The sequence below is a fragment of the Polaribacter aestuariivivens genome (assembly GCF_005885675.1).
In the GTDB taxonomy this organism is placed as follows: domain Bacteria; phylum Bacteroidota; class Bacteroidia; order Flavobacteriales; family Flavobacteriaceae; genus Polaribacter; species Polaribacter aestuariivivens.
This window is the reverse complement of the sequence record NZ_VANR01000002.1, coordinates 272,267-298,817: the sequence shown is the minus strand read 5'-3', so window position 1 is coordinate 298,817 and position 26,551 is coordinate 272,267. Positions and strand designations below refer to the sequence as shown.

Sequence of the window (26,551 nt, the reverse complement as noted above, 5' to 3'; positions counted from 1 at the left end):
AATAATAATAGTATTTTTTTAAAATGAAAAACAAACAAATCATTCTTAAAAACAGACCAAAAGGTTTTCCTGATGAAAATACTTGGCAGTTAGAAGAACATACAATTCCTGAGTTACAAGAAGGAGAAATTTTAATACAACATCATTACATTTCTTTAGATCCTGCAATGCGTGGTTGGATGAATGATACCAAATCTTACATTCCTCCAGTGGAATTAAATCATGTAATGCGTGCAGGTGCTATTGGTAAAGTTATTAAGAATAACAACAACTCCAATTTCGAAATTGGCGACTGCGTAACAAGTTGGGGTGGTGTGCAACAATATTCCGTTTCAAATGGTGATGGTTGGTTTAAGGTTGATGATAAAAAAGCAACAATGCCCATGTATTTAGGTACTCTTGGAATGCCAGGAATGACAGCCTATTTCGGAATTTTAGAAGTTGGTAAAATAAAAGATGGTGATATTGTTTTGGTTTCTGGAGCTGCAGGTGCTGTAGGTTCAATTGTCGGACAAATTGCAAAAATAAAAGGTTGTAAAGTTATCGGAATTGCTGGTGGAAGTAAAAAATGTGAATATATAAAAAACGAATTAGGTTTTGATGATGCCATTGATTACAAATCAGAAAACATATACTCCGCATTAAAAAAGAAATGTCCTAAAGGTATAGATGTTTATTTTGACAATGTTGGAGGTGTTATTTTAGATGCCGCTTTAAGTAAACTTCGAATGCACGCAAAAGTGGTTATTTGTGGGGCAATTTCTCAATACAACAACAAACATAAAATTAACGGACCCAACAATTACTTATCTTTATTAGTTACAAGATCTACCATGCAAGGTATGGTTGTAATGGATTATACCAAAGATTTTGGAAAAGCAACCAAACAAATGATTACTTGGTTAAAAGACGGTAAATTAAAATCTAAAGAAGATATTTACGAAGGCATTGAAAATTTTCAAGAAACCTACAATCGACTTTTCACTGGAGAAAAAAGCGGTAAATTAGTTTTAAAAGTAATAGAGTAGTGGAGCAAGAACATTATTTTCAGTGTCCTTATTGTTGGGAAGAAATATCTATGATTTTAGATGCAAGCGTTTACCAACAAACCTATATCGAAGATTGTGAAGTTTGTTGCAATCCTATAGAAATTACACCAACTTTTGAAGCAGGAGAATTAATAAGCTTCAATGCTCAATCTATAGAACAATAAGATTATTTTTTTCTTGAAGCCATTTCCAGCTTTCACTACTCGCTGTTTCGTTCCTCAACGAGCTCAAACAAACCGTTCAATCTGGGCTAAACTTGTTGGTAAACTTTACAACATTTTAAAGTGCTATAAGAATATTTATAAATAATTATACTAAAGGATTTTTCCAAGAAAACTTCTCAAATAAAGTAACCCAATTTTCTGGAAAAGAAGCTTTTAAAATTAAGTTCTCTAAAGAAAAAGGATGTATAAATTGTAATATACCAGCATGTAAAAACAAATGAGAGCAATTAAAATTTTCTTCAAACATCACATTATGGTTTTTATCTCCATATTTAGGATCACCAATTAAAGGATGACTAATTTTATTTGTATGCACTCTTAATTGATGCATTCTACCTGTTTTTGGCTTCAATTCAATAAAACTATAACGAGAAGAATCATAAGGTTTTACAGGGATATCTAACGCAATTTGTGCCAATGTTTTTAAATGTGTTAACGCATCTTTATGCACATTTGCATCACGACCTTTAACAGGAGAATCAATTGTTTTTGTTGCAGGTGCAAAACCTCTTACAATACCAAAATACGTTTTTTCAATTTCGTTATTTGTAAATAATTCTTGAAATTTAGAAACGTATTCCTTTTTTTTTGCCAATAAAATAATTCCAGAAGTTTTTCTATCTAACCTATGAATTGGATAAGTTTTATAGCCTTTTTCCTTTTCAATTTCTTGCAAAAGAGAAACTTCATCAGCAACATTTCTAGAGTGAAAAGCATGATGCACTAACATATTATTAGGTTTACTCACGCATAAGATGTATTCATCTTCAAAAACAATTGCTACACTCATTTTTATTTTTTAGTTATCAAAAATACTATTTAATTTGTGAAATCTTTAAATGTTTTTTAGAGATAATTTTGTAAATTTAGAATATTAACAATCAGTAAATTATCTAGTTATGAGAATAATTGTTTTAAGTTTTTTAGTACTTTTTATAAGTTGTGGAATTTCTAAGAACACTGCTACACCTGCAGAAATAAATTATTTAAAAAAAGTTGTAACAAATAAAGCTATTGAAGCTAATTTTGATTGGGCAAGCCCATTAGGATTGAATAATAATGTACAAGGAATTGAAAATTTATTGCCTCCAGGAAGTACCTCAAGCAATATTAGTTTAATTGGTAATCCTAATTTTTTTATCATTAAAAATGATTCCATTTCAATGGATTTGCCTTATTATGGTAGGCAACAATTATCAGCAGGATATGGAACAGATCTTGGTGTTGAGTTTGATGGAAAACCCAAAACTGAAAAAAAATACTATCATGAAAAAAAAGCAGCATATATTTTTGAATATACTTTATATGCTAAAAAAGAAAGTTATGATGTAACGCTAACACTTTTTGCAAATAAAAAAAGTACTTTAGATGTAAATAGCAGTCATAGAACAAATATAACTTACAATGGTAATTGGAAAGAGTATAAAGCTACAAAAGAATAAATAAAAAAGGGTTACATATCTGTAACTCTTTTTAATGTAATAATTTTTAAAATTACTCTCTACCTATTGATGAAATTTCAAAACCAGCTTTTTCAAATTCTATATCCAAACCACCAGTTTTCTTTAAAATAAAATTTAATAAAAGACAACCAATCCACCCAAAAAGAAACCCTATTACAAAATATAAAATAGGCCCAAGAATTACCATAAATATACCACCACCAAATAACATTCCTAATTCAGACGCTCCAGAACCAGCTCCTAAACCAATTAAACTGGTAAATAAAAATGCTATAGATAGCATGATTAATGACAATAAAGCCATTACACTACCTGTAATAATACCATATTTGGTAGCGTCAATTTTTTTTAATTTTAATTTTAAATTGCTCATAATTTTTTTGTTTGTTTACGAAAATACTAAAAAATGTTAAAAAAGTCCTCTTGACTTTAATTCTAAATACTTATTAATGGTATCTCCAGTTAAATTTTTTGGTGATGTAAGTACAGACTGTATTCCATATTTTTTTAATTCATTTACAATACGTACTTTTTCATACATAAATTTTTCAGCAATTATATTGTCATATACATCTTGTATGCTTTCGGCTTTTGAGTTTATGAGAGTCTGTAATTCTGTATTTTTAAAGAAAACAACCAATACCAAATGGTTTTTAGCCAAAGCGCGTAAATACGTAAGTTGCCTATTTAAACCATCCATAGTTTCAAAATTGGTATAAATAATTAACAAACTTCTATGGGTAATTTTTCTTTTAATTACAGTGTATAAAGTACTAAAATCTGATTCTGAAAAATCGGTTTTTATGTTATGTAGCATTTCTGAAATTAGCGACATTTGAGAACTTCTTTTTTCAGCAACAATCCAATCTTGTAACTTCTTAGAAAAAGATAACATTCCTGCTTTATCTTGCTTTCTTAAAATAACATTGCTAATTGCTAAAGTTGCATTAATGGCATAATCAAGTAAACTCAACCCGTCAAATTGCATTTGCATTGCCCTACCTTTATCAATGATAGAGTACACTGGTTGCGATTTTTCTTCTACATATTGATTTACCATTAATTGGTTGCTTTTTGCAGTAGCTTTCCAATTTAATGTTCTAATATCATCACCAGAAACGTATTCTTTAATTTGTTCAAATTCTAATGAATGTCCTATTTTTCTTATTTTTTTAGTTCCGTAAGAAATAGATTTGTTTGAAAAAGAAGTTATATCAAACTCTCTTAATTTTAAAAAAGAAGGATAACATTTTAGAGTTTTTTCATTTCCTAAAACATATTTTCTTGTCACTAATTGTAATGGCGAATTTGTATATACATTCACGTTTCCGAAATTGTAAACACCTCTTTCAGATGGCTTTAAGTTGTAGTATATTGTTTTTTCTTCTTTTGATTGTAGTGTTTGCTTAAAAATAAAATCTCTTTTTTGAAACTGAAAAGGCAATTCTTCAATAATTGAAAGAAAACTTTTAAACGTATTTGAATTGGTAATTTTTAATGATATTTTATTTTCGTCTCCATTTGATAACCTTTCTGGTAAAAAGCGAGTTACTTTAATGCCTTCATTTATTTTGTAGAGCAAAACAATATCTACAATCACTAAAAAACTAAGTACAAAAAGCAATATTTTAGAAAGTTCAAAAAGTATAGGTACAAAAAAACCGAGCACAAAAAGTACTGCAACTCCTCCTAAATAATAGAAGAATTTATTGTGTAGAAATAATGTTTTGTAAAAATGCTTCAATTTGTTGCGTAAATGTTTAATTGTTTATTTCGGTAATTGTGTAATTGTTAATTGCGAAACTTTATCCTTTCACAATTTTTTTACTGCCACTGTAAACTGCTACTGAAAAATGAAAACTAAGACTATCGTGGAATTTCCACAGCTTCAATAATTTGTTCAATAATTTGTGTACTGGTTAAACCTTCCATTTCTCTTTCTGGTGTTACAATTACTCTGTGTTGTAAAACAGGTATTGTTGCTTTTTTAATATCTTCTGGTGTTACAAAATCTCTTCCTTCAATTGCGGCAAATGCTTTTGATGCGCCTAATATAGCGATGCTTGCCCTTGGTGAAGCTCCTAAATATAAAAAGGAATTAGAACGTGTATTTACCACAATATTTGCAATGTATTTTAACAAATTTTCTTCAATGGTAATTTGATTGACCAAACCTCTAAATTCAATAATTTTAGAAGCAGAAATTACCGTTTCAATTTTACTTATTTTGGTAGTATTTAGTAAAGCTTGTTCTTTTAATATAATGTCAAATTCTTCTTCAGCATTTGGATAATCTACATTAATTTTAAATAAAAAACGATCTAATTGAGCTTCTGGCAAACGATAAGTACCTTCTTGTTCAATAGGGTTTTGCGTTGCCAACACTACAAATGGTTCTTCCATTTTATAGGTTGTACCATCAATAGTTACTTGTTTTTCTTCCATAACCTCAAACAATGCTGCTTGTGTTTTGGCAGGAGCTCTATTAATTTCATCAATTAAAATCATGTTTGAGAAAATAGGTCCTTTTTTAAATTCAAACTCTGTGGTTTGTAAATTATAAACAGAAGTACCCAGAATGTCTGAAGGCATTAAATCTGGCGTAAATTGGATTCTACTAAAATCAACAGCAATGGTCTTAGAAAGCAGTTTAGCAGTAATGGTTTTTGCAACTCCAGGTACACCTTCAATTAAAACGTGTCCGTCAGAAAGTAAAGCTACTAATAGTAGATCTAACATATCTTTTTGCCCCACAATTACTTTTTTCAACTGTTTTTTTATAAGAAAAACATGTTCTTGTAATTCCTTTAAATCGATTCTGTTTTCAAACTCAATTTTATCTGGAGTTTGTTCGTTGTTTTGTGTTTCCATATATTATTTGTTAAAGAAATTTTCTATCATTTTATGCAATCCAATCAACTCTTCTTCAGAGCATTCTATCTTTTTATTTAAAGCTATTATAGTGTTTATCAAATACTTTGTGTTTTGTAATTCGTTACCAGATTTTGCTGCTAATTTTTCAATAAATTCTGTGTTTAAATTACTTGTATTAATTAAATATTTGGTTCTTACTTTTTCTAAAAAGTATGCTATTTTTTTATCTACTAAATTTTTATGATCATTCTCATTTAAATACAAGTTGGCAATGGTTTGCGTAAATGCTACGGTTGTATTTTTAAGTGGTGGTATTTCTGGAATTGGGCGTTGTTTTCTTCTTGCATTAAAAAGCATAAATAACAATAAACCAGCTAAAGAAACAAATAAAAACCAAGTAAGCGTTGTGTGTTGTAAAAAGAATTTAAATATAGAAGGTTGCTTTGTTTGCTCACTAGAAAATTTGCTTGATTTAATATGCACATCCCATAAAACTTCTTGACTTGGTAAATAGGAGAGTAGGTTTGCCGCATAAGTTTCTTTTCCATTCAGCATATAATAATTCGTAAATACAATAGGGTTTGTGTGCAAATAAAAAGCCCCTTTACCATGATATATTTTTATAAAATTTGGCACTTTTTCGCCACCAACAGTGGTTGTTCCAAGCACTTGTGTTTTAGTATTACTATATTGTAAAAAATAATTTCTTTGGATATTTCTATCAAACGTGTAAGATGTGTTCTCAAAATCTGGATGCACAAGATTAAATTCACCTTTTAATTCTTTCAGCTTTGGAATACTCCAAACTTCTTCATCTAAATTATTGGTGGTAAATTCTAAAGCTTCTTTAAAGTTTTCTTGAAAATAATTTAATGCTATAAATGCAGTGTTGCCTTGTTTTACAAAGTTTAATAACTCTTGTGCAGTTTCTCTTGTTTGCTTGTACGCACTATGTTTTATTAATATATAGTTTTTGGTAACTGTAGAATCTTCTGCTGCATTAAACAACAAATAATCGTATATATTTTCATCTAAAAAAGTAATTCGTTCTCTTGGAAATAGAGAAGTAGCTTCTTCAGAAATAATGTACGTACCAAAAGGACTTTTTTCCTTCTCTCTATAATTTTCTCTCCAATTTGTTTTTTTACAACTGGCAAAAAGCAACAGTAAAAGCAGGATGTATACTGATTGTATGTAAGTATTTTTGATCATTTATGTACCTTGTTTTTAAATGATTGATACTTCTTTTGTACATTTTCAAAGTTTGCTTTGTCTACGTCAAACTCACCATACCAAACGTAGGTATACACGTATGATAAATACTTGAAATCGTTTCTAAGGTCTTCATTTTCAATTTCAAAAGTATATTCTGTATTGGTTTTTTCTTTATGATATGCTATTATTTTGTGAATAGATAATTCTTTTAAAATAGATAAATAATAATAACGAATGGCAAGCCTGTAATTACCCTCAGAAATAGCTTGTTGCAGTAAGGTTTCTAAATCTACTTCGTGAATATCATCATCTTCATAAATGAGTTTTTTGGTAGTTTTCTTTGTTCCTTTTGTAAAATTCCAAAAGCCCATTTCTGAGCCTAAAGCTATTTTCAGGATTATAAAAATGATAAAACCGCCTAAAAGAAATGGAAAAATTACTTTTAAAAAATTTGCTATGGCTTTTAAAAAACCTAAATCCATAGGAGGGGAGTCTTCTTTTTCTTTTGCAGTTTCTTCTGTATAAATAAAATCTTTATCAGCGTATTTTGATTTTAAATTGTCTGTAAACTCTCGTTTTTCAGCGTATTCAATAGATTTTATATATTTTGTTGAATCTTTTACAACAATAATAGAATCTTTAAGAACACCTTGAAGTATTACTACAGAATCTTTTTTAACTTCTTGAGAAAAACTATTTACAGCAAACTGCACACAACAAAGAAGTAGCAACAACTTTTTCATTAACGCAATTGGTGTTTTCTTGCCACTTTATAAGGCAATATTAAATAATAATAACCAATGGTTCCTAGGCTGAAAAAAATAATTGCAAAACAAAAAATAGTAGGCATTGTATTGGAATATCTAGTAACATAACCTTCTAAAAAGGCAGCAGCTAATGTAAACGGAATGGTACTAATAAAAATGTAAAAAGCATCTCTAAACCCTTTTTTAAAGGATTCAAAACGTTTTAAAGTCCCTGGAAATAAAATACTTGCACCAATAATATAACCAGTTGCAGCTTCTATAATAATACCAAATATTTCGTAGGTTCCATGAATCCAAATTCCTTTTAAACTATCAAACAAACTATTATATTGGTAAAAAAAAGCTTGAAAAACAGCCACCATTATTGCATTTACAACAATATAATAACCTGTTCCAAGGCCTAAAAATAAACCAGATAAAAACATGTTTAAACCAATTCGTTGATTATGGTTGTATATTCCTATAAACGTACCCCAATTGCTACCACTTTTATAAATTGCCATGGCATCACCACTTTCTATATTTTCTATGGTTTGATCTACATATTCATTGCCTAATATTTGTCTTGCAAAGCTTTGATCGTTAAATGTAGAAAGCAATCCTATAAAAAAACAAATAAAAAAGAAAGCAAATGACAGGTAAATGTATTTGCGATATTGGTAGGCGAGTAGTGGTACTTTGTCAAAAAAGAAATACAAAAACACATTTTGATCTCTTCTTTTTGAATGATATACTTTGTCAAAACTATTCTTAGCAAGCTTATTTAAATAGCTAGTAACCTTGCTTTTAGGATAATAGGTTTGTGCATATACCAAATCGTTCATGATTTTTATATGCAGGTTGGCTATGTCGTCTGGACTTTTTTTCTTTTTATTTGAAATTACTTGTTCAAATTCAAGCCATTTTTCTTTATTTTGCTTTATAAAAGCGACCTCTCTCATTCAGAGCGAATTTAAACATTGCATGAAAACACTCCAAATAAAAACAGCACAAAATGTAAATATAAAATTTACAGTTGCCAATGTTGGTCAGAGGTTATTAGCGTTTGCTGTAGATAACGTATTAAAATTCGCATACATTTATATTGTTTACAATATTTTTGATTTTCAGGCTTTGGATAGAGCATTTAATGGTGATAATTGGACTATTAAAGCCATTAGTGTGCTAATTTTAATTCCTGTTACGTTTTACTCATTGTACTCAGAAATTTTAATGGACGGACAAACTATTGGTAAAAAGCTTTTAAAAATTAAAGTAATTAATGAAGATGGTTTTAAACCCAGTATTACAGATTTTGTAATGCGTTGGTTTTTAAGAATTATAGACTTTAATTTATTTGTTTTAATTGTAGTGTATGTAATGTCTGTAGGATTGCCAAATGAAGACATGATTGTTGGACTGTTATTTATTTTTGGAAAACTGGTAGGTTTGTTACTGATTATTATAACGAAAAAAAATCAACGGTTTGGAGATATTATTGCAAATACCGTAGTTATTTATTTAAAAGATACCGCAAAGTTTTCTGATACCATTTTGGTGGATTTAGAAAATGAATATGTAGCCATGTATCCAAATGTAATTCAATTATCAGATAATGATGTTCGTATAATCAAAGAAACTTTTAAAAGTGCAAAAAAATACAATGATTATAAAACACTTATTAATTTACGTTCAAAAATTATAGAAGTAACCGGAATTGTCTCTAAACACAAAAGCGATACTGAATTTATAGAAACCGTTTTAAAGGATTATAATTATTATACCCAGAAAATGTAGTGGTGAGGTTTTAAAATAACCTATTTAACATAATGTAAATTATAGTACAAATATCATATTTTGATTATATCTTGTTGTTATGCCATTTGTAAGCTATAATTCCATATTATGTAAAATATCCCAGAATATGCAGTCTATACAATAAACTTCCGTCTGGGGGTCATTAAACATTTGGCTCTTGGCTTTTGTACTAAATTGAAAATTTCGTCTGATTGTACTATAATTAGCCGTTATGTAAAATTGCCGCTCGCAAACGCTCGATTGCTTTTTAAAAATAATTATGCTGTCGCAGTAATTTTTTTAAACACAATTATCCATCGCTTGCCACCACCAAAAAAAGCTAGCTTTTGCTTCTTATTTAAAATTCGCGTATTCGATAAAATGTCCGCAAGATTTTTTTCTAAGCAATTCTCGCTAACTAGCCGCAAGAGAATAAAATTTTTCCAGCGCATTGTCCAGGCATAAAATTTTATACACTTGCTCAAATTGTGCATTTGTTTAAAATTTTCAAGTGTTTGCATATCTTTTTTTCTTGATAAAAAAAGAAACAAAAAAATCAAGGCTGCATAAAACTTTGGAAACAATCACGGCTTAATCGCTATATTTTAGAAAACATTGTAACTCTTTAAGATTGCTATGAACTAACTTTAAACCTTGTTATTATTAAGAATATGTATTGCTAGTCCTCTAAAATATATACGCTCTTTCGCCTATTGTTTTGACCAAAGTTTTCTGAGGCCGTTTTGCCATCTCTTCATCTGGGTAAAAACGTACGCTCTATTTTACATAATATTATAAAACTAAACTTTTAGTTTATCAATCATATTCTTTAAAGTGTACTTTTCTAATTCTTCAATAGATTTACTTGATATTTTAATTTCCCAATTAGATAAACTGGGCATTAAACTTACTTCGTTATTTACAAAGAAATTGTTATTGGAATCTTGTAAATCTTTGGATGGAATTAAATAAACGATTCTAGGTTCATTTTCTATGATTAAAACTAAAGCAATAAACAAGTTATCGTTTAGCACTCCTAAATTTTGTTTTGGTATTTTAATACTTTGTTTTACAGTATCTAAATCTAGTGATTGTACATAAATCTGGTGGTTGCCTATTAAAAAATCAACTCCTTCCCTCCCATCGGTTTTGGCAGTTATTTCTAAGTGATTGTTTTGTAATTCTGATTTTAGGAATTCTATACTTAAAGAAGACATTAGTTTTCTTCTTTTAATTTAAGGTCTTTGCAGACTTGCTTAAATACTTCGCAAGGGTCTACATCAATTGCTAAAGCAATTAGATATAATTCATCAGCTCTAAGCTTAGTGCGCTCATTATTGGCTAATTCACTAAGTCTAGTTTTACTTATTCCTGTTTTCCTTGAAACATCGGAACGATTAACTGATTTTCTTGATAGGAACAATCCTAATTCGGTCATTATTATCTGATTTTAAGAACATAAATTTACATATTAAGATAAAGTATTCCGATTTTATAAACTATTTATTTTTATTTTGTCCGAAATAATGTATATTTGTTCTGATAATCGGAATATTTAATCTTAAAACAAGAACAATGCCAAGTTCAAGATATACAAAAGCACAATTAGAAGAGATAGTTTATACACAACTTGATAACTTAAATGCCATTCACGACCTCTTACGCATTATGAAACTTCAAAACGAATTAATTGAAAATGCCAATAAGAAATTAAAGGACGAAGTAATTGATTTTAAGAAACGTGTTAATTATGGTAAATAATATAATTTATTCAAATTAAATCAAGGTCTTTTGCTATATCCATTACTAATTTACTCATAGGTCTTTTGTGTATATTTTTATCTTCCACATAATTACCAATTAAAGTTCTTTTAAATAGTTCTGGGTGTAAAGACAATTTAGAAAAATTTGATTTTAAAGCTTTTAAATAAGATTTATTGTATATCTGGCTTTTAATAATCAATTCCTCTATTAAATCATTTTGTGTTTGATATATTCCCTCTATATGAAATACATCTTTGAATGTTTTAGCATTTGGATTTGCATATATGGGCTCTTCAAAAGTGAATTCTATATTTTTAGAATCTTTTGTAGTTAAATATTTTGCTTTAGAATATGGATGTAATTTAAATTTATATTCTGACTTAAGAGTTTTAGCCCCTAGTTCTGTATATAATTCAAATTCAATTTCATCATTTTTTTTAGCTCTATTACAAGATGCACAAGCTGGGTATAAATTAAATAAAGAAATACTTAGAAAGGGGTATTTATCTTTTGAATGATAATGATCTACATCAAATTTAGCAGAATAACCATTATTAGATGTTTTTTTTGCTGTAATTGTTAGTGATGAATTGCAGTAAACACAAGTTTTAACACCAATTTTTCTAAAATAATTAGGATAAAATGAACTTCTTAAACTTGTATAATTTAGAGCTTCTAAAATAAATGATTTCAAAGTTTTTTTGGCTCTACCATTCTTATAAAACCTTGAATTTGGAGGTATAATCCCAATATTTGCTATTTGAGTAATAATCTCATTTGGTGTAGCTTCAATAATTTTAACGGGAGAACTTTCTTCAAAAAGATTTATTACACTGATTAGATAATCCTTTTCAACCCTATTAAATTGATTTTTAGTAATATCTTTTAATTTTTTAAGTGCTTTTTCTCTTTGGTTTTCAATTTCGGAACTGAAAGAGGATTGAACTACTTTTACTTTATTTTGATGAATAGCAATCATAATTTTTTTAATTTTTCTAACCTATCTATTTGAGACTGAATAAACTCTTCTTTTTTAGATTGAAAAACCTCTGTATATAGCTCCATTAAACTCATATATAGTATTGGTTCTCCTACTAATTCAATTAATTTTTTGCAATATGTCTCATCATACTTTTTACTTGGTGTTGCTATATTATTTAATTTATTTTCAATTTTAATAATTTCATTTTCAAGTATTAATCTTTTATCTGTATCTATTGTTTTGTTAATTAGCTTCTGTTTTTCATCTTTTAAATTATTTAGACGTTTAAAATTTAATGATTCAATTACTTTATTTATTTCATTTTTAGCAAATTCACCCATAAACCCCTTTTCTAAGAAAAAATCATTTGCTAATAAGTCGTGAATATTGGCACCAAAAGTTTGTTGTTCAAGTTCTTTAATTTGGCCATTATTAAGCCTTAATATATTTGATGAAGGTATATCTGAAAGGATGAAAGGAGAGTGAGTTAAATATATAATATGGATAGACTCTATACCTATATCATTTGTGTTTTTTACTTTTTCCAAAGCTTCAATGATGTTAAGGCTTAACTCTCTTTGCATATCAGGATGATAGTATATCTCTATTTCATCCAATATGATTGCCACATTTTTATATGGCAATCTTATTACTTCTGTATCTTCATCCGTAAAATGCACTGATTGTAAATTATACAGATGATAGCTTATTGTGTTAATGTTAAATATCATTTGTTGTTCACCTGAACTTAAATTACTTAACTTAACGAGTTTATTATCGCTAGTTGATATTTCAAAGTCAATATTGAAAAATCCTGGTAGCGCATAATCCATTAAAGAAGATGGGGTAAGATTTTTAAAATCTTTGTCGCATTCAGCTAACCATAAATTTAATTCCTCTAAAGTTAATTCGTTGTAGGAGTAATGAAATGGTTTATTCCATATAGAATCTTTATTATCCGATACTCTTAAAAAGTTAATCGTTTGTCTTAGTTTTTTAGTTATATGACTTTTGTCATTTTTCAAAAACGAAATAAACTTTTTGTAATTAAAATTGAAGTTTTTATCATCAAATAGACTAGAATAATTATTTTTAATTTTGTTAATTTTTTTCTCTAGATAACCAAGTGCATAATCTTGATAATTGGAGTATTCTCTCAAGTATCCTTTTCCTAATATAGATCTAACGAGTTTAACAGATTCAAGATTATCAAAATCATCAGCATCATAGTACTTTGTATTCGAATATTTTTCGCGTTCAAACTTGTCTTGAAATCCCGCTAATTTGATAAGTGTAAAATCTTTTTTGGCAGAGAATAGAAATTTCCTTAATTCATATTTATCTAATAATCTTACTTTTTTATTTCTTACTGCATCAAATGCAAAATTTGACATAATCCTTTCATTTGACAAATGAAGCTCTCTATTAATATCAAAATTTCCATTATCCCTCATTGGATTAATAACTACAGGTGTAGCGTATCCATCATTTTTATGAAAAAGACTATTTATCCAATTACCCATAACTTTAGAGTTTAGTGAATGATGCGAATAATTAAGACAAATAGAATAGAAAAAAGAATCAAAAAAGAAATCTTTTATAATTTTTGGTTTTCCATTAGAATCATATTTGTAACAGCTCAATTTTTTGTTAGAAAAACTTACTGAATAAATGCTACCTGATGTTTCATAAACTATAGCCGCAGAAAGATTTTCCTTAATAAAACGTTCACTTTTTAAGTCATCTTGCTCTTGTCCTAATAGGAATTCTAAACGTTTCTTTATTATGTTTTTTATTAAAGTTTGACCATTAGTTATACCTGCTAATTCTTTTTTACTTAAGTTTAAATTATGATCGTTTAAAACTTTAAAAAGTTCGATTGATCTGAATTTCTTTTTTGAATCATATAACTTTTTAGAATCTTTCTGAGCTCTTTCAATCTGTTGGCTTATAAGTTTTGAATGCTCTGTTAATAGAGGTTTTTTACTATTGTATAAACTCATTGTATATATTAAATAATATAAAAGCTCAATTAAAGCACTTTTTCCTGAACCATTTAACCCAACCAAAGCTGAAATTTCTAAAGAGATTCCGTTACTTAAATGATATAAGTTTTCAATTCCTTTTTTTTCTCTTGAAATCTTAATGATTTTACGTTTATCATCATCTAACTCTACAGTAAAATCACTTTTAAATTTGTATGCTTCTCCAATAGTTAAATTTTTACGAAATTTTTCATCACATCCATTTAACGGAATGATGCAAAGGAGTTTAAATTGATTCATACATTTATTTTAATTACTAGTAATTACATTTAAATTAATATCTGCTAATTCTTTAATATAATTTTCAGTTACTCCTAAGAGTGTTAAAATACTATCAGATGCAGATGATTTAGATAAGCTTGGTTGAACAATAAAAATTTCAAAATCCATAGATATTCTTTTTTTAGCTATTGACATTAATTTTATTAAATCATTTCTAGTGCCTTTTTCTATTCTAGAACAACTCTTGTCTTTTTTTCTTTTAATTTCTCTTCTTAAGAGATGTTCAAAGAATTCTGTACCACTCTTATGTTTCCAATGAATTGACTTTTGCGCTTGACCACATACTTCATAAAAATTCCCTATACTGTTACTAACTTTTCCATCTTTAGCATATTTTAAATGGTAAAAATTAACTTTAATTTTATCAGGATGTTGTTTTATTGCTATAACATCTGCTATTTCTCCTGAATAATCATCATCATAAATTATATCAAAATCTTCTCTCTTTAAATCTTCTATAACCTTGTATTGTATAGAATTAGTGATTTTTGGTTCAACTCCTTGTGCTTCTTTACTAATATCAATATCTTTCCAATCCCAAGGAATTAATTTCTCAGCAGAAAAAGGATTAATCATTTGCCTTAATTGTACATAATAATTTCCTGTAAGAGCTGAGCCATCTGCAAACCAAATCGTAGGAACATAGTTATATAAAAAGCTATTTAAATTAACTCTGTTATTGCCATATTCAACTATTACTGTTTCTGCTGAAATCTTTATTATCTCGTAATCGTATATTACATATTCTTCAACTGTTTTTTCATTCAGTTTAATTTCTAAGTCAATAGTTTTATCTACTGTTACCAATTGAAAATATAACCCTCCATCTTCAGTTGGGTTAAAAATTTGTAATTCACAATTTGATAAATCATATTTTTTTTCACCAATAACAAATTTGAATTTAGTTTCTGTATGACTATACATTTCTTCATCCCAATCAACCCATACAGGAATTACACCTACAGGTCTATTCGATATTGATTGTGGCATAAGAGTTTCTTTCAAAACTTGATTAGGGTCTATTTTCTCATTAACTAGTTTTGCTCCTACCTCCGTACACCACTCAGTATATTCTTTTAATCCACCTTTTAGTTTACTCCAAATCCTACCTTTATAAGAACATCCAAGTGAAATTTTTTCTCCATCTTCATAGCCTACACCAAAAACAAAAGCTTTTTGCCCTCTTTCTTTTTCCGCTATACTCAAAGCTTGTTCTACATCAGTTCCTACACTCATTCTAAATCGAATACTTTTCCCCAAAAACTCCTTTAAACCTACGTTTTGTAATGAAACCCTCTGTAGACCGTGAAATGCTCTAAAAATGTTTATTTCATTTATTTGTTCTGCATCTTTTCCAATAATTGCTACAGCTAAGTCCTTGCTCATACTTTTATCAGAGCTATAGATGAATAATAAGTTATTTTTAGAATCCCAAAAAACAATAGTAATACTCCATTGTAATTCATAAATTTCCTTAAAATTTCCCCATTCTACGTCTTTCTTTTGAGCTGTAACAATTACTAAGACTTTCTTGTCTTTATTAATATCAGAAAACCTATAATCTTTTTCATCAAAATCAGGCATTCCAATTTTAAAATTATTTGGGAACCAAGAATTAGTATGATTTTTATATACAACGGCACTTAATGGGGTTTTTATATTTTGTAAGGATATTGTTGTATCGCCTAAGTTCTTAAATCCAGATATAAATTCCTCATATGCAATTTCATCATCAATTTCTCCTGTACTTAAAGATGATAATAATAAATTCCAATCTGCATCTTGAGCATAGAGTTCAGCCAATTCATTCTTAACATTTATATCTGCTAAATTTGCAATAAAAGATGCATTACCTAATTCTTCATCATACTTAGTTCTTGTGAACCTTCCTGCAAACTGTAAAGTAATAGGTAAACTCTTTCTAATATCGTGAAAAGCAGCAACTTTTAGTTCAGGTAAATCAAACCCTTCTCCTAACATATCTACAGCTACTATTATTTGATGTTTCTTTGAAACAATATCTTCCAACACAGACTTTTTATCCGTTGTATCTGAATGGATTAAGACTGGGTTTAATTCAGAATGAGATTCATATATTTTAAAAATAGATTCCGCCCTAGATTTAGTACTACATCTAGCCATCAATATATGATTATAACCGTTATTAATATCAAGTTTAAGCCTTTCAATAGCTTTTTCTGCTATTAATATGTCCGCTTGTTCAGAATCATATTCCCTAACGGGTATAAAGTCTATTTTTTTAAAGTAACCCTGCTCTTGTGCTTTTGCTAGAGGGAAATTAAAAATTATTTTTCCATCTAATCTTTTTTGGTCATTTCGAAATGGAGTTGCAGTAAACATTAAAACTTTATGTTCTTCAAATCTTTTCCTAAAAGTATCCCAAGATTTTGCTTTTATATGATGTGCTTCATCTATAAAAATATGAGAACATAGTTCTGCTATTTTGTTTTGTTGTTCGATTGGGCTTGTAGCAACAATATTCATTGATGTGATTATAACATTGCTATTCTCAAAGAACTCTTCTAATTCATTAATATCTGAAAACTTTTGCCGAAGAATACCTACTCTTGGGTACAAAACACTTTTTTCAATTATACCAAACTGTTTTAATAAACCTAAACTTTGAAATTTATTAAATATTTGAGTTCTCAAAGCATCGGATGGAACTGTAACTATTATTTTTTTGCATCCATTGGCTATTAATAATGACAACATTGTTTCTGTTTTTCCCGTACCAGTTGGCATAACAATAACTCCACTTTTATCAGAAACTTTTAAATGACTTAGACTAGCATATAAAGCTGATATTTGCGGAACTCTCAGACCATTTATATCATTATTTACATCTTCTTCTTTGAAATTAAATTTCCCTTTCCAAGAATTAATGATTTCATCATTAGTGTGCGATATGTTTTCTGGATGTTTTAACCATTTTTTTACTTTAACTGAACCAGAAGTTACCCCCTCTAAAGTTGGACTACTACTGGTGTGTAAAACATAGTTATACTCATCGGGAATATTATTTTTATTACTAGTAAAAAGATAATTTTCTTCATTATAACTCAAAACTACACTTCCTCTTTTCGAATCAACCAATATCGGGGTTATGTCTGTTTGTTCTTTTATTAATTGTTCAATTCGGTTTTTGTTCCCTGTTTTACTCCATACATTAAGTAATAGTTTTGGTAGTTTAATCATATATAATAATTTATTATTCCATTTCTAACCAGAGCTAAAAACAGTTGTTATTGTTGCTTATTTTAGGGGAGAATTTCTACTCGTAATGAGTCAATTCAAATATATAAAAAATTAACAAGCAAAGACTTACGGCATTCCGTAATTAGATAAAAATTAGAAAGCATAATCCCATTACATACACATTTTGCCTCCACTCCTCTGCCCTTTCCAGCAAAAAGAGTATTCCATTACATTTTTAAAGAAACTTTTGGGATAGGAAAAAAATCTAAAAAGAAGAATAGTTATTTATAATCGCTTTTTTCTCCCAAGCAAAGTTACATAACGCAGAACATTATAGTACAAATAAATAATTTAGTATATTTTTAATTTTTAATAGATATCTAATGAAACATTCTACTTACTACAATTGCAATTTTAATTATATAAGTATAAATCATTTTCATATTAAGAAGTCAAGTAAAAATTGGCTTTTAAAGCTTTTAAAAAAGTTATGGCTTAACATTTGTAAGCTATAATTATCTATTATTTAAAATTTACCAGAAGATGTATTTGTTCTTTACAATATTCAGTTTTTCAATCATTAAAACTCTTGCCAACGCCAAAATAAAAGCTAACCTTTTTGCTCTTATTAAAAATCGCGTATTCGATAAAATGTACGTAATAAAAAATTTTAGACGATTCTCGTAAGCTTGCCACAAAAACATAAATTTTAAGAAAAATAAAATTCTATGCACTTGTTAACTATAGAACTTCAAATAATCTTTTTTTTAATGTTTCATTATCTTTTGTCTTGAAACAAAAGAAACAAAAATTCAAGGCTGCATATAATTTTGGAAACAATTAACGGCTCATTCGCTATATTTTAAGAAACATTGTAACTATTTACATTACTTTGAAATCCCTTGTGAAATCGAAACTCATAAGAAACTATATTACTAAACCCCTAAAATATGGACGCTCACTTCACCTATTGTTTTAGCCAAAAATTTTATGAGGCCAACTAAAAATATCGAGATTCTATTTTACATAATATTATCTAATTTGTATTGAGTTACAAAATTATTGTCTATATTCTTGTAACTATTTGTACAATAAATATGGTCAATTGTTTCTTTTAATTCATCAAAACCATAATTAAATTGACCATGTGTAACATATAGAAATACTTTTGATGCTCCTTGGGATTTTAAAGCTTCTGCTAAAAACTTAAATGTTCTACCACCATCGGCTAAGTCATCTACAATTAAGCATTTTTTACTTTTTACATCACCTTGAATACTAATAACTGGATTTCCATCAATTCTAACTTTATTTGAAGGTACTAAATCTGCATTTAGTTTTTGAGCAATCTCATGAGTTACCTTATACGCTCCTGCATCTGGGCTTATTAATATTGGATTACCAATCTTTTTAAATGTTTTTTCAACATATTTAAAATGGGATACTTTTTCAGAATTATCTATTAAAGCTAATGATATATCACTATGAGGATGAAAAATAAAAACTTTATCAAAATTCATATTATTTATAAACTTACAAATCACTTTCAAATCGAAAGATTCGCCTTTATTAAAACGTCTATCTGATCGTTGACCAATTAAGCAATAGATTGTTAAAATAGAATTATTGTTTTTATTAAGAGCGTTTTCAGAATCCCATGCTTCCTTTACTGAAGCTATTTTAAACAAGTCTTCATAAGAATTCCCTCTAATCTTAATATCTAAATCACCAGATTCTAATATTTTGGCAGATACTTGCCCATCTTTAAATTTATTTAATTCATATTTCATTTATCAAAATTTAAATTGAATTATTAATTCTCTCTCTGATTTTTTCTAAAGTAACTTGATTTAAAAACTTTCCATTTTCATAAATCAATTGCAGTTCTCCTTTATTCTCTTCTTCAAGAGTAACTTGATCTATTAAAATATACTCTCCTTTATCAACACCTACTTTCACCAATCCTTTAGCTGATTTTTTAATGCCATCATCTGTAATTGGATCTTTAAATATTTCTCGTCTTTCTCCTTTAACAATTACAGAAGTTGCTTTCATTGCAAAACCAAAAGTATCTCTTGTATTAAATTGATAAGTAAAAGAACCAATACCTAAAACTACATTTGTTGAAGCAAAACCTTTATCATGTAATCTTTGACAAATTTGTTCAGCTCTTTCTGTTGTAATACTATCGCCATAAATTGCTCCGATATGAGAATCTAAAACTTTAAAACCTTCTTTATTTACAGTTCCACCAAAAATATCCCAAAGTAATTCTACAACACCTTTATCTTTTGGCTCCTTTCCTCCTATTCCTCTATTTTCTCCACAAATAATATCGACTGGATCTCCACTATCAGGACGAATAACTAACTTACCATCTCTTTCTAAAATTTCATTTTTTAATTTTGGTAAATACACTGTTAGTACTTTCCATAAATCCCATGTATCACTTACAACTGATAAAATTCCTGTTGGATAAGTATTCATTAATTCTCTAAATGTTCCTATTTCATCATGTTTTGTGCCTGCACACATTACAGAATGTTCTGTTGCATTGACTGAACCTACTACAAAACCTTTTGCGTTATAATATTTACGCATTCCACTAATTACAGGTAGTGTATCTGAACCTAAAAAAACACTTGCATGTCCCATTCCAGATGATAAAGCACTTTGCAATCCTCCCATTCCACGCATTGAAAAATCATGTCCTTGAAAATCTATAAAACCTATATTTTCACTATCAGTTAATAAAGCCCATTTTTTAAAGATACGCTTATATAATATTGCAATAGTTGCAGATGTCATTGGCTGCCATAACATTGTAGACAATATTGTTTCTAAAAAATTTGTAACCCAATAAAAATCCTTATGCGTATTAACCACAGTAACCATTGGAATTCTTATAGGTACTTCTACTCCTTCAGGTAAAGATTTAACTTTAATTGGTAGATATTGTAAATCATGAAGTTTTTCATAATGAGTAACATCATAATCTGTACCTAAATACAAAGACATTTCTTCTTTTATTTCTTTACAAACTTGCTTTTTTTCTTTTGAAAAAAAATTATGTTGAAAATAATCATCCAACCATTTTATAACATATTGTTGTCCAAATGAAACTACTTTATTACAACCTTTAGGTGCATATTTATTACTTCTTGGAGTCCAATTTGAGTATACTTGTTCTGTTTCTTTTGGATATTGTTGGTGATGTCCTGTTTTATAACCGTCTGTTAATAATAATCCGTTCATATTGATTTAATTTGCGTAATTATGACACAAATATATAATTAATAAATTTACTTTCAAATATATTTTGTGTTATTTTTACACAAACAGATTAATTATTTGGTTTTAAGATTATTATATTTCAAAAATAATTCCTTCTTTTTTGAGTTGGAAATACCTTTTTTGGTTAAACTTAAATAGTATTGCAGGTCTTCCAGAACCTTTTGAAATTTTTTCATCAAGTTCATCTAAAACATTTAAACCAACTATTTTCTTTCTAAAGTTTCGTCTATCAATATCTCTCCCTAAAAGTGTGGTATACAATTTTTCTAAATCTGAAAAAGGGAATTTTTTATCAAGCAATTCAAAACCAATAGGTTCATAAGTAATCTTACCTTGTAATCTTTTAATAGCTATGTCTAAAATCTCTCTATGATCAAATGACAATTCAGGAAGTTCTTTTATATCAAACCATTGAGCTTGTTCTGCATCTGTAGAAGCAAATATTTGAAATGCATTGGGTCTTACTAGCCCAAAATAAGCAATAGAAACAACTCTACCTCTAGGATCTCTTGAAGGGTTTCCAAATGTGTATAATTGTTCAAGGTAACTAATTTTTATCCCTGTTTCTTCGTGAAGTTCTCTTTCAACAGCTTCTTCTAATGATTCATTGTTAAGAACAAAACCTCCAGGAATTGCCCATTTACCTTTATATGGAGCATACTTTCTTTTTATTAACAAAACAGATATATTTCCTTCTTCATATCCAAATACAACTGCATCTACAGAAAGTTTAATTGATTGCTTGTTCATTATGTGTATTTTATACGCAAATATATAAAATAAAATGTATTATTAATCATTCCATTCCACACACATTACGCTTCCCTCCTACGTCGTCGCATAAAAAGTGTTCCATTAACATTGCAGAAGAAGCTTTTAGAATAAATTTTTTAAAGAAACTGTAGTAACAACTTTCGCTTTTAACCAAAGCTCAAGTTACATAACGCAAAACATTATAGTACAATAGCATAGTAATTAATTTATATCCGTATTTAAAACTACTTACACATAATTGTGTATATAAGTTATGTTCGGTTTGTATGCTGTTTATTAAAAATTTATATTTTTTTAATGTACGAATTTACCAAGATGCATTTAATTGATTAAATCACCAAATAAGAAACTAGTACTTAAGCCAATAAGTTCTATATTACTACTTAACGTTTCTACCTTTTTCCATTGCAATTCAAAATTTACTTTGGGTTTTCCTTCACCATCATACAAACTTATAGGAACCCCTATTTTTAAGTTAGTGCCATTGTAAGTACCAAAATTAAATTCAACTGACGGACTAAAACCAAAAGAACCTATCCCTGTTTTTATAAAAAATGCTGGTTCTAATAGTATTGATGAAGTAACAAAAGGATCATAATCTGTAATATACACATTTTCTGTATTCGTAATTACAGTAGTATTATTGAAACCAGTTTGTTCAGTTTGAAACACATTTGAGCTTAAATTATCTACTAAAATATTATTGTTGTTTTTCAATGTAAACAACCCTTTTAAAAATATAGCATATCCTTTAGAAAACTCCCACATGGTGTTTGCAGAAAACCCTAAAGAAGCTTCCCAAAAACGATGCTCTTTGTATGCTGTTGTAATGTTTGGTGTAGTTAAAAAGGTTCTTTTACCAAAAGGTAAATATATTTCTGCTGAGTACCAATGATTCCATTGATGCTTATATAGTTTGTTAGCTTTTATAAATGTTATTTCTTTTTCAACCATTTCTACATACAACTCTTGTGCATTATCTACAACAGTATTGTATTCTTTATATAACTTTTTTCTATTTGAAATTATGGCAGCTTTTCTATCTACTTTGCCTGTGCTTGTAAAATTTAAAATACCCCTACCTATGATAGAAAACTTGTAAGAAAAACCAATATTATCTTTTTGAAAAGGATTGTCTTTACTAAAATCAAATACAGTGGCAAATTTATCTGATGACTTTAATTTAAAATTACCACTATGAATATATTTTAACCTTTTTAATTTATCATTTGGTCTAGAGTCGTAATTAAAACCAATAGACAATGATTTATCGCTAGCATCTATACTGGCATAAAATTTTTGTAAAGACAAATCATTAGAACCAGCAAACGCTGTTCCTACTTCATTAGCAAAAAATAGATTTAGCATTTTATTATTAAACAAAGTATCTTTTGTATCTGTTGCCCTTAAATCTTTTTGATAAAGTTGATAAGGAACTTCTTGTGCAAATGAACTAAATGTAAAAAATAAAACTGTTAGTGTAAAGAACTTCTTTTTCATTTTAGGTAAGTTTTTGGTTAGTGATAAAGGTATTTGTTTATTTGATATTGTATACTACCTATAAATAAGTATTTTTTTAATATCGTAATATATATATTATCTCTAAAATATCTTTGCAATGCTTTTTGCTTTTTAAATTTCTTTATTATTTAAAACTTAATTATGAGTTTATGAAGCAAGTTATATGTTTTTTCAAAAGAGAGGTCATATTCTTTTCAAAAATTACTCAAAAATTGCTTTGGCTTGTGCTTACTTATTTTATTTTTTTTCGTAAATTCAATTTATGGTAATAAAAAAATACACTGCTGGCGTTTTGCAATACATTCCATTCTTTTATGTGATTTGGTCTGATGATTTATTGTCGTATTCAGAGGTTTCTGTTGTAAAAAAAGCCATTGAGCAAGATAAAAGTTTAGATAAGAAAGAGTATGAATATCTTTTAACATGTTTAGATAAAAACACACCTCCTTCTTATGAAGTATTAAAAAATTGGAAAAATGTCATTTCACATTCTCAAGTTCAATTGATAGAAAGTGATACGTATCCGCTTGCTACATTTAGTCAAAAAATGCTTTGTCATCATTTTGGTGATTGTCCATTTAACGCACACTTAAAAGATATTGAAATCAATTTAGGTATTCAACCAAACCACTACAAGCATTTATTTGACATTGGTATTGTAGAAAATGTTGTTTCTAATTTTTATAATCCTAAAGAAATAGATACCATTTTAAAAGGCGATCAAGCCACAGTAATAGATGGTTTTAGAGATTTTTTAAAAGATCCTATTTTCGAATGGAACCTTAAAAGAGATAAAGAAGCCTTTAGGTTGCATGTATTAAAACAAGTACAATTGTTAGCAAAAAAAGGCTACGGAGCCATGTCTTATACAGAACCTTATGGAGGTAGCAACAATATGATTGGGTATGCTGCTATTTTTGAAAACATGATGTACGTAGATGGCAGTATGACTATAAAATTTGGTGTACAATTTGGACTTTTTGGAGGCAGTATTCAAAAATTAGGTACCAAAAAACACCATGATGCCTATTTATCTGAAACAGGAAAATCCAATATTTTGGGTTGTTTCGCAATGACAGAAACCGGACATGGATCTAATGTAAGAGGTATTAAAACAACAGCCACTTACGATAAAGAAACAGACAGTATTATTATTCACACACCAGGAAAAAATGATAATAAAGAATATATAGGAAACGCCTTACACTCCACTATGGCATCTGTATTTGCTCAATTAATTGTAGATGGTAAAAACCATGGGGTACATGCTATTTTAGTAACCATTCGTGATAGCAATCACAACTTAACGCCAGGTGTTACCATAGAAGACAATGGGTATAAATTAGGCTTGAATGGAGTTGATAATGGTAAAATTTGGTTTCATCAAGTAAAAGTTCCTAGAGAAAATTTGTTGAATAAATATGGCAATATTACTGCAGATGGTACCTATCATTCTGATATAAAAAATCCAAACAAACGTTTCTTTACAATGTTGGGTACATTGGTTGGTGGTAGAATTTGTGTGGCAAGAGCAGGACTTGGTGGTGCCAAAAAATCTTTGGCAATTGCTGTAAAACACGCATTACAAAGAAGACAATTTAACGACAGTATAAAAATTCAGGAAGATTTGCTGATGGATTATCCAAGTCATCAATTACGATTAACACCTGCAATTGCCAGTTGTTATGTGTACGATGTGGCACTAACACATATTATGAAAGTGTATAGCGATCCAAAAATTGAAGACAAACGAAAAATTGAAACCCAAGTAGCAGGCTTAAAGTCCATCATTACTTGGTTTGCCAATGATACCATACAAGAATGTAGAGAAGCCTGTGGTGGAAAAGGATATTTACTGGAAAATCAAATTGCAGATTTAAAAGGTGACGTAGATATTTTTACCACTTTTGAAGGTGACAATCACGTATTACTTCAATTGGCTGCGAAAGGTGTTTTGTCTGATTTTACATCGGAATTTAACAGTGCAGGTTTTGTGGCGGTTCTTAAATTGTTAGGAGAACGAATTGGCGATAAAATTAACACCATTAACCCTACCTATACAAATAACGTAGATACTGCGCATTTGTACAGTGCTAAATTTCATACGCACGCGTTTGATTATCGTACAAGAAGGCTAACTTATACAGTTGCCATGCGTATTAAAGATTACATAAAAAAAGGGGTACCTTCTTACCAAGCATTTTTAAAAGTACAAACCCATTTATTAGCCTTAGGAAAAGCCTATAGTGTAGCATTTGCCTACGCTACTTTTGTAGATTTTACAGAAACCATTGTTGATCAAAAAAATAAAACCCTGTTTCAAAAATTAGGTACATTATACGCATTGCATGAACTAAGAAAAGATGCTTCTTGGTATTTAGAACAAGGGTATATTAGTGGTACAAAATCCAAAGCATTGCGTCAACGTGTGGAAAGACTCTCCACAGAGTTAAGACCACATATTGGTGTTTTGGTAGATGGTTTTGGCATTCCTAAGCATTGTATGCAAGCGCCAATTGCTAAATAGTTTTGTTTTATTTGATAATTTTACATGGGTTATTCTGATAAAAATTTATCAGTAAAACCTCGTTCAGTAAAGTATAACACTTTAATTATATTGTATCTTTGCCACATAATTAAAGTAATTATTCATTTTTATTTTATGCCTTTTAAAAAACTACATCCTCATTTAAAAGAAAAAATAGCGCAATTTGGAATTGATACTCCTACTCGATTTCAAAAAGCAAGTATTGGAACCATAAAAAGTGGTGCCAATGTATATTGTATTGCGCCCAACAATAGCGGAAAAACAACTACTTTAATTTGGACTACCTTACAAAAACTGCAATGTGAAGCACAAGGAACTGCGCCAAGAGCACTTGTTTTTGTGGAAAATAATGAACAAGCTTTGGCTTTGTACGATGCTTTTTTATTATATACTAGGCATACAGACTTACGTGTATATGTAGCAAATGAAAGAGAACATATAGATTTGTTAAAATCGGAAATTTTTGAAGGAGTGGACATTTTAATAGCTACTGTAAAAACAACTAATAAATTACTATTATTAGAAGGTTTAAATACTACTCAATTAAAAATAATTGGTATTGATGATGCTTCTTTTTTACAAGAAACCAATGCTTATACAGCTTTATTAGCTACTACACAAAGTATTTATAAATGCCAATACGTATTGTATACCAATACAATGAACGCTAGCTTACAACGCTTGGAGAACTACTTTATGACTTTTGCTAAAAAGATTCTTATCAAATAGGTGCTTATTTACATTAAATGCTTTT

23 protein-coding genes are annotated in these 26,551 nt (G+C 28.6%); 7 read left to right on the top strand and 16 right to left on the bottom strand.

The features are described 5' to 3' along the window. The first annotated feature begins 23 nt into the window (after positions 1–23). The gene (locus FDT66_RS04505; protein ID WP_138534963.1) at positions 24–1,028 is read left to right on the top strand and encodes an NADP-dependent oxidoreductase; all 1,005 of its coding nucleotides are present in this window, start codon (positions 24–26) and stop codon (positions 1,026–1,028) included. Beyond that, on the top strand, positions 1,028–1,213 hold the full coding sequence (locus tag FDT66_RS04500) for a CPXCG motif-containing cysteine-rich protein (RefSeq protein WP_246034763.1): 186 nt from the start codon (positions 1,028–1,030) through the stop codon (positions 1,211–1,213). The genes FDT66_RS04505 and FDT66_RS04500 overlap by 1 nt, the downstream gene beginning before the upstream one ends. A gap of 145 nt (positions 1,214–1,358) precedes the next feature. Here the strand turns inward: FDT66_RS04500 and FDT66_RS04495 are convergent, their stop codons facing one another. Then, positions 1,359–2,063: a pseudouridine synthase gene (locus tag FDT66_RS04495; protein WP_138534962.1), complete on the bottom strand. Its 705-nt coding sequence runs from the start codon at positions 2,061–2,063 to the stop codon at positions 1,359–1,361. A gap of 109 nt (positions 2,064–2,172) precedes the next feature. Here FDT66_RS04495 and FDT66_RS04490 point away from each other — a divergent pair, with 109 nt between their 5' ends. Then, positions 2,173–2,715 (top strand): DUF4251 domain-containing protein, encoded by a 543-nt coding sequence (locus FDT66_RS04490; RefSeq protein ID WP_138534961.1) that lies wholly within the window; start codon positions 2,173–2,175, stop codon positions 2,713–2,715. 52 nt (positions 2,716–2,767) lie between these two features. Here FDT66_RS04490 and FDT66_RS04485 read toward each other — a convergent pair whose 3' ends face one another. From FDT66_RS04485 to FDT66_RS04460, 6 genes are all read right to left on the bottom strand, one after another. After that, complete coding sequence (locus FDT66_RS04485; protein WP_138534960.1) at positions 2,768–3,109, bottom strand: hypothetical protein; 342 nt, start codon at positions 3,107–3,109, stop codon at positions 2,768–2,770. Between the two features lie 36 nt (positions 3,110–3,145). Then, positions 3,146–4,480 (bottom strand): DUF58 domain-containing protein, encoded by a 1,335-nt coding sequence (locus tag FDT66_RS04480; protein WP_246034762.1) that lies wholly within the window; start codon positions 4,478–4,480, stop codon positions 3,146–3,148. A gap of 122 nt (positions 4,481–4,602) precedes the next feature. Next, positions 4,603–5,607 (bottom strand): AAA family ATPase, encoded by a 1,005-nt coding sequence (locus FDT66_RS04475; RefSeq protein WP_138534959.1) that lies wholly within the window; start codon positions 5,605–5,607, stop codon positions 4,603–4,605. Between the two features lie 3 nt (positions 5,608–5,610). Further along, positions 5,611–6,822, bottom strand: a complete 1,212-nt coding sequence (locus FDT66_RS04470) for a DUF4350 domain-containing protein (RefSeq protein ID WP_138534958.1) — start codon at positions 6,820–6,822, stop codon at positions 5,611–5,613. After that, complete coding sequence (locus FDT66_RS04465) at positions 6,819–7,568, bottom strand: hypothetical protein (protein WP_138534957.1); 750 nt, start codon at positions 7,566–7,568, stop codon at positions 6,819–6,821. Before FDT66_RS04465 ends, FDT66_RS04470 begins: the two co-directional genes overlap by 4 nt. Beyond that, entirely contained in the window at positions 7,568–8,533 is a 966-nt protein-coding gene (locus FDT66_RS04460) for a stage II sporulation protein M (RefSeq protein ID WP_138534956.1), read from the bottom strand. The genes FDT66_RS04465 and FDT66_RS04460 overlap by 1 nt, the downstream gene beginning before the upstream one ends. 22 nt (positions 8,534–8,555) lie before the next feature. Here FDT66_RS04460 and FDT66_RS04455 point away from each other — a divergent pair, with 22 nt between their 5' ends. Then, on the top strand, positions 8,556–9,368 hold the full coding sequence (locus FDT66_RS04455; protein WP_138534955.1) for an RDD family protein: 813 nt from the start codon (positions 8,556–8,558) through the stop codon (positions 9,366–9,368). Between the two features lie 800 nt (positions 9,369–10,168). Here the strand turns inward: FDT66_RS04455 and FDT66_RS04450 are convergent. Both FDT66_RS04450 and FDT66_RS04445 read right to left on the bottom strand, forming a co-directional pair. Continuing rightward, positions 10,169–10,585 carry a hypothetical protein gene (locus FDT66_RS04450; RefSeq protein ID WP_138534954.1) on the bottom strand — a complete coding sequence of 139 codons (417 nt, stop codon included), beginning with the start codon at positions 10,583–10,585 and terminating at the stop codon, positions 10,169–10,171. After that, the gene (locus tag FDT66_RS04445) at positions 10,585–10,806 is read right to left on the bottom strand and encodes a helix-turn-helix domain-containing protein (protein ID WP_034045539.1); all 222 of its coding nucleotides are present in this window, start codon (positions 10,804–10,806) and stop codon (positions 10,585–10,587) included. The genes FDT66_RS04450 and FDT66_RS04445 overlap by 1 nt, the downstream gene beginning before the upstream one ends. 137 nt (positions 10,807–10,943) lie before the next feature. Between FDT66_RS04445 and FDT66_RS04440 the strand changes: the two genes are divergently transcribed. Next, positions 10,944–11,129, top strand: coding sequence for a hypothetical protein (locus FDT66_RS04440; RefSeq protein ID WP_138534953.1), 186 nt, complete (start codon positions 10,944–10,946; stop codon positions 11,127–11,129). 10 nt (positions 11,130–11,139) lie between these two features. On the opposite strand, the gene FDT66_RS04435 is transcribed toward FDT66_RS04440, so the two are convergent. The 7 genes from FDT66_RS04435 to FDT66_RS04405 all read right to left on the bottom strand — a co-directional run bounded on the left by FDT66_RS04435 (position 11,140) and on the right by FDT66_RS04405 (position 23,228). Beyond that, positions 11,140–12,111, bottom strand: coding sequence for an HNH endonuclease (locus FDT66_RS04435; protein ID WP_138534952.1), 972 nt, complete (start codon positions 12,109–12,111; stop codon positions 11,140–11,142). Continuing rightward, the gene (locus FDT66_RS04430; protein ID WP_138534951.1) at positions 12,108–14,399 is read right to left on the bottom strand and encodes an ATP-binding protein; all 2,292 of its coding nucleotides are present in this window, start codon (positions 14,397–14,399) and stop codon (positions 12,108–12,110) included. The genes FDT66_RS04435 and FDT66_RS04430 overlap by 4 nt, the downstream gene beginning before the upstream one ends. Before the next feature lie 9 nt (positions 14,400–14,408). Beyond that, positions 14,409–17,660, bottom strand: coding sequence for a DEAD/DEAH box helicase (locus FDT66_RS04425; protein WP_138534950.1), 3,252 nt, complete (start codon positions 17,658–17,660; stop codon positions 14,409–14,411). 1,022 nt (positions 17,661–18,682) lie between these two features. Next, the gene (locus FDT66_RS04420; protein ID WP_138534949.1) at positions 18,683–19,450 is read right to left on the bottom strand and encodes a phosphoribosyltransferase family protein; all 768 of its coding nucleotides are present in this window, start codon (positions 19,448–19,450) and stop codon (positions 18,683–18,685) included. A 10-nt stretch (positions 19,451–19,460) separates the two neighbouring features. Further along, positions 19,461–20,915 carry a nicotinate phosphoribosyltransferase gene (locus FDT66_RS04415; protein WP_138534948.1) on the bottom strand — a complete coding sequence of 485 codons (1,455 nt, stop codon included), beginning with the start codon at positions 20,913–20,915 and terminating at the stop codon, positions 19,461–19,463. 111 nt (positions 20,916–21,026) lie between these two features. Further along, positions 21,027–21,704, bottom strand: coding sequence for an NUDIX hydrolase (locus FDT66_RS04410; RefSeq protein WP_138534947.1), 678 nt, complete (start codon positions 21,702–21,704; stop codon positions 21,027–21,029). A gap of 345 nt (positions 21,705–22,049) precedes the next feature. Beyond that, positions 22,050–23,228, bottom strand: a complete 1,179-nt coding sequence (locus tag FDT66_RS04405; protein WP_138534946.1) for a hypothetical protein — start codon at positions 23,226–23,228, stop codon at positions 22,050–22,052. A 283-nt stretch (positions 23,229–23,511) separates the two neighbouring features. Between FDT66_RS04405 and FDT66_RS04400 the strand changes: the two genes are divergently transcribed. Together FDT66_RS04400 and FDT66_RS04395 are read left to right on the top strand one after the other, a co-directional pair. After that, a complete protein-coding gene (locus tag FDT66_RS04400; protein WP_138534945.1) occupies positions 23,512–25,776 on the top strand; it encodes an acyl-CoA dehydrogenase family protein in 2,265 nt (754 codons plus the stop codon). 135 nt (positions 25,777–25,911) lie between these two features. Then, positions 25,912–26,526: a DEAD/DEAH box helicase gene (locus FDT66_RS04395; RefSeq protein ID WP_138534944.1), complete on the top strand. Its 615-nt coding sequence runs from the start codon at positions 25,912–25,914 to the stop codon at positions 26,524–26,526. Positions 26,527–26,551: the final 25 nt, after the last annotated feature.

Excerpts from the sequence above, each read along its gene's own strand:
- FDT66_RS04505 (WP_138534963.1), top strand. The coding sequence starts at position 24 with ATGAAAAACAAACAAATCATTCTTAAAAACAGACCAAAAGGTTTTCCT.
- FDT66_RS04495 (WP_138534962.1), bottom strand. The coding sequence starts at position 2,063 with ATGAGTGTAGCAATTGTTTTTGAAGATGAATACATCTTATGCGTGAGT.
- FDT66_RS04490 (WP_138534961.1), top strand. The coding sequence starts at position 2,173 with ATGAGAATAATTGTTTTAAGTTTTTTAGTACTTTTTATAAGTTGTGGA.
- FDT66_RS04485 (WP_138534960.1), bottom strand. The coding sequence starts at position 3,109 with ATGAGCAATTTAAAATTAAAATTAAAAAAAATTGACGCTACCAAATAT.
- FDT66_RS04475 (WP_138534959.1), bottom strand. The coding sequence starts at position 5,607 with ATGGAAACACAAAACAACGAACAAACTCCAGATAAAATTGAGTTTGAA.
- FDT66_RS04470 (WP_138534958.1), bottom strand. The coding sequence starts at position 6,822 with ATGATCAAAAATACTTACATACAATCAGTATACATCCTGCTTTTACTG.
- FDT66_RS04465 (WP_138534957.1), bottom strand. The coding sequence starts at position 7,568 with ATGAAAAAGTTGTTGCTACTTCTTTGTTGTGTGCAGTTTGCTGTAAAT.
- FDT66_RS04460 (WP_138534956.1), bottom strand. The coding sequence starts at position 8,533 with ATGAGAGAGGTCGCTTTTATAAAGCAAAATAAAGAAAAATGGCTTGAA.
- FDT66_RS04455 (WP_138534955.1), top strand. The coding sequence starts at position 8,556 with ATGAAAACACTCCAAATAAAAACAGCACAAAATGTAAATATAAAATTT.
- FDT66_RS04450 (WP_138534954.1), bottom strand. The coding sequence starts at position 10,585 with ATGTCTTCTTTAAGTATAGAATTCCTAAAATCAGAATTACAAAACAAT.
- FDT66_RS04445 (WP_034045539.1), bottom strand. The coding sequence starts at position 10,806 with ATGACCGAATTAGGATTGTTCCTATCAAGAAAATCAGTTAATCGTTCC.
- FDT66_RS04440 (WP_138534953.1), top strand. The coding sequence starts at position 10,944 with ATGCCAAGTTCAAGATATACAAAAGCACAATTAGAAGAGATAGTTTAT.
- FDT66_RS04435 (WP_138534952.1), bottom strand. The coding sequence starts at position 12,111 with ATGATTGCTATTCATCAAAATAAAGTAAAAGTAGTTCAATCCTCTTTC.
- FDT66_RS04430 (WP_138534951.1), bottom strand. The coding sequence starts at position 14,399 with ATGAATCAATTTAAACTCCTTTGCATCATTCCGTTAAATGGATGTGAT.
- FDT66_RS04425 (WP_138534950.1), bottom strand. The coding sequence starts at position 17,660 with ATGATTAAACTACCAAAACTATTACTTAATGTATGGAGTAAAACAGGG.
- FDT66_RS04420 (WP_138534949.1), bottom strand. The coding sequence starts at position 19,450 with ATGAAATATGAATTAAATAAATTTAAAGATGGGCAAGTATCTGCCAAA.
- FDT66_RS04415 (WP_138534948.1), bottom strand. The coding sequence starts at position 20,915 with ATGAACGGATTATTATTAACAGACGGTTATAAAACAGGACATCACCAA.
- FDT66_RS04410 (WP_138534947.1), bottom strand. The coding sequence starts at position 21,704 with ATGAACAAGCAATCAATTAAACTTTCTGTAGATGCAGTTGTATTTGGA.
- FDT66_RS04405 (WP_138534946.1), bottom strand. The coding sequence starts at position 23,228 with ATGAAAAAGAAGTTCTTTACACTAACAGTTTTATTTTTTACATTTAGT.
- FDT66_RS04400 (WP_138534945.1), top strand. The coding sequence starts at position 23,512 with ATGGTAATAAAAAAATACACTGCTGGCGTTTTGCAATACATTCCATTC.
- FDT66_RS04395 (WP_138534944.1), top strand. The coding sequence starts at position 25,912 with ATGCCTTTTAAAAAACTACATCCTCATTTAAAAGAAAAAATAGCGCAA.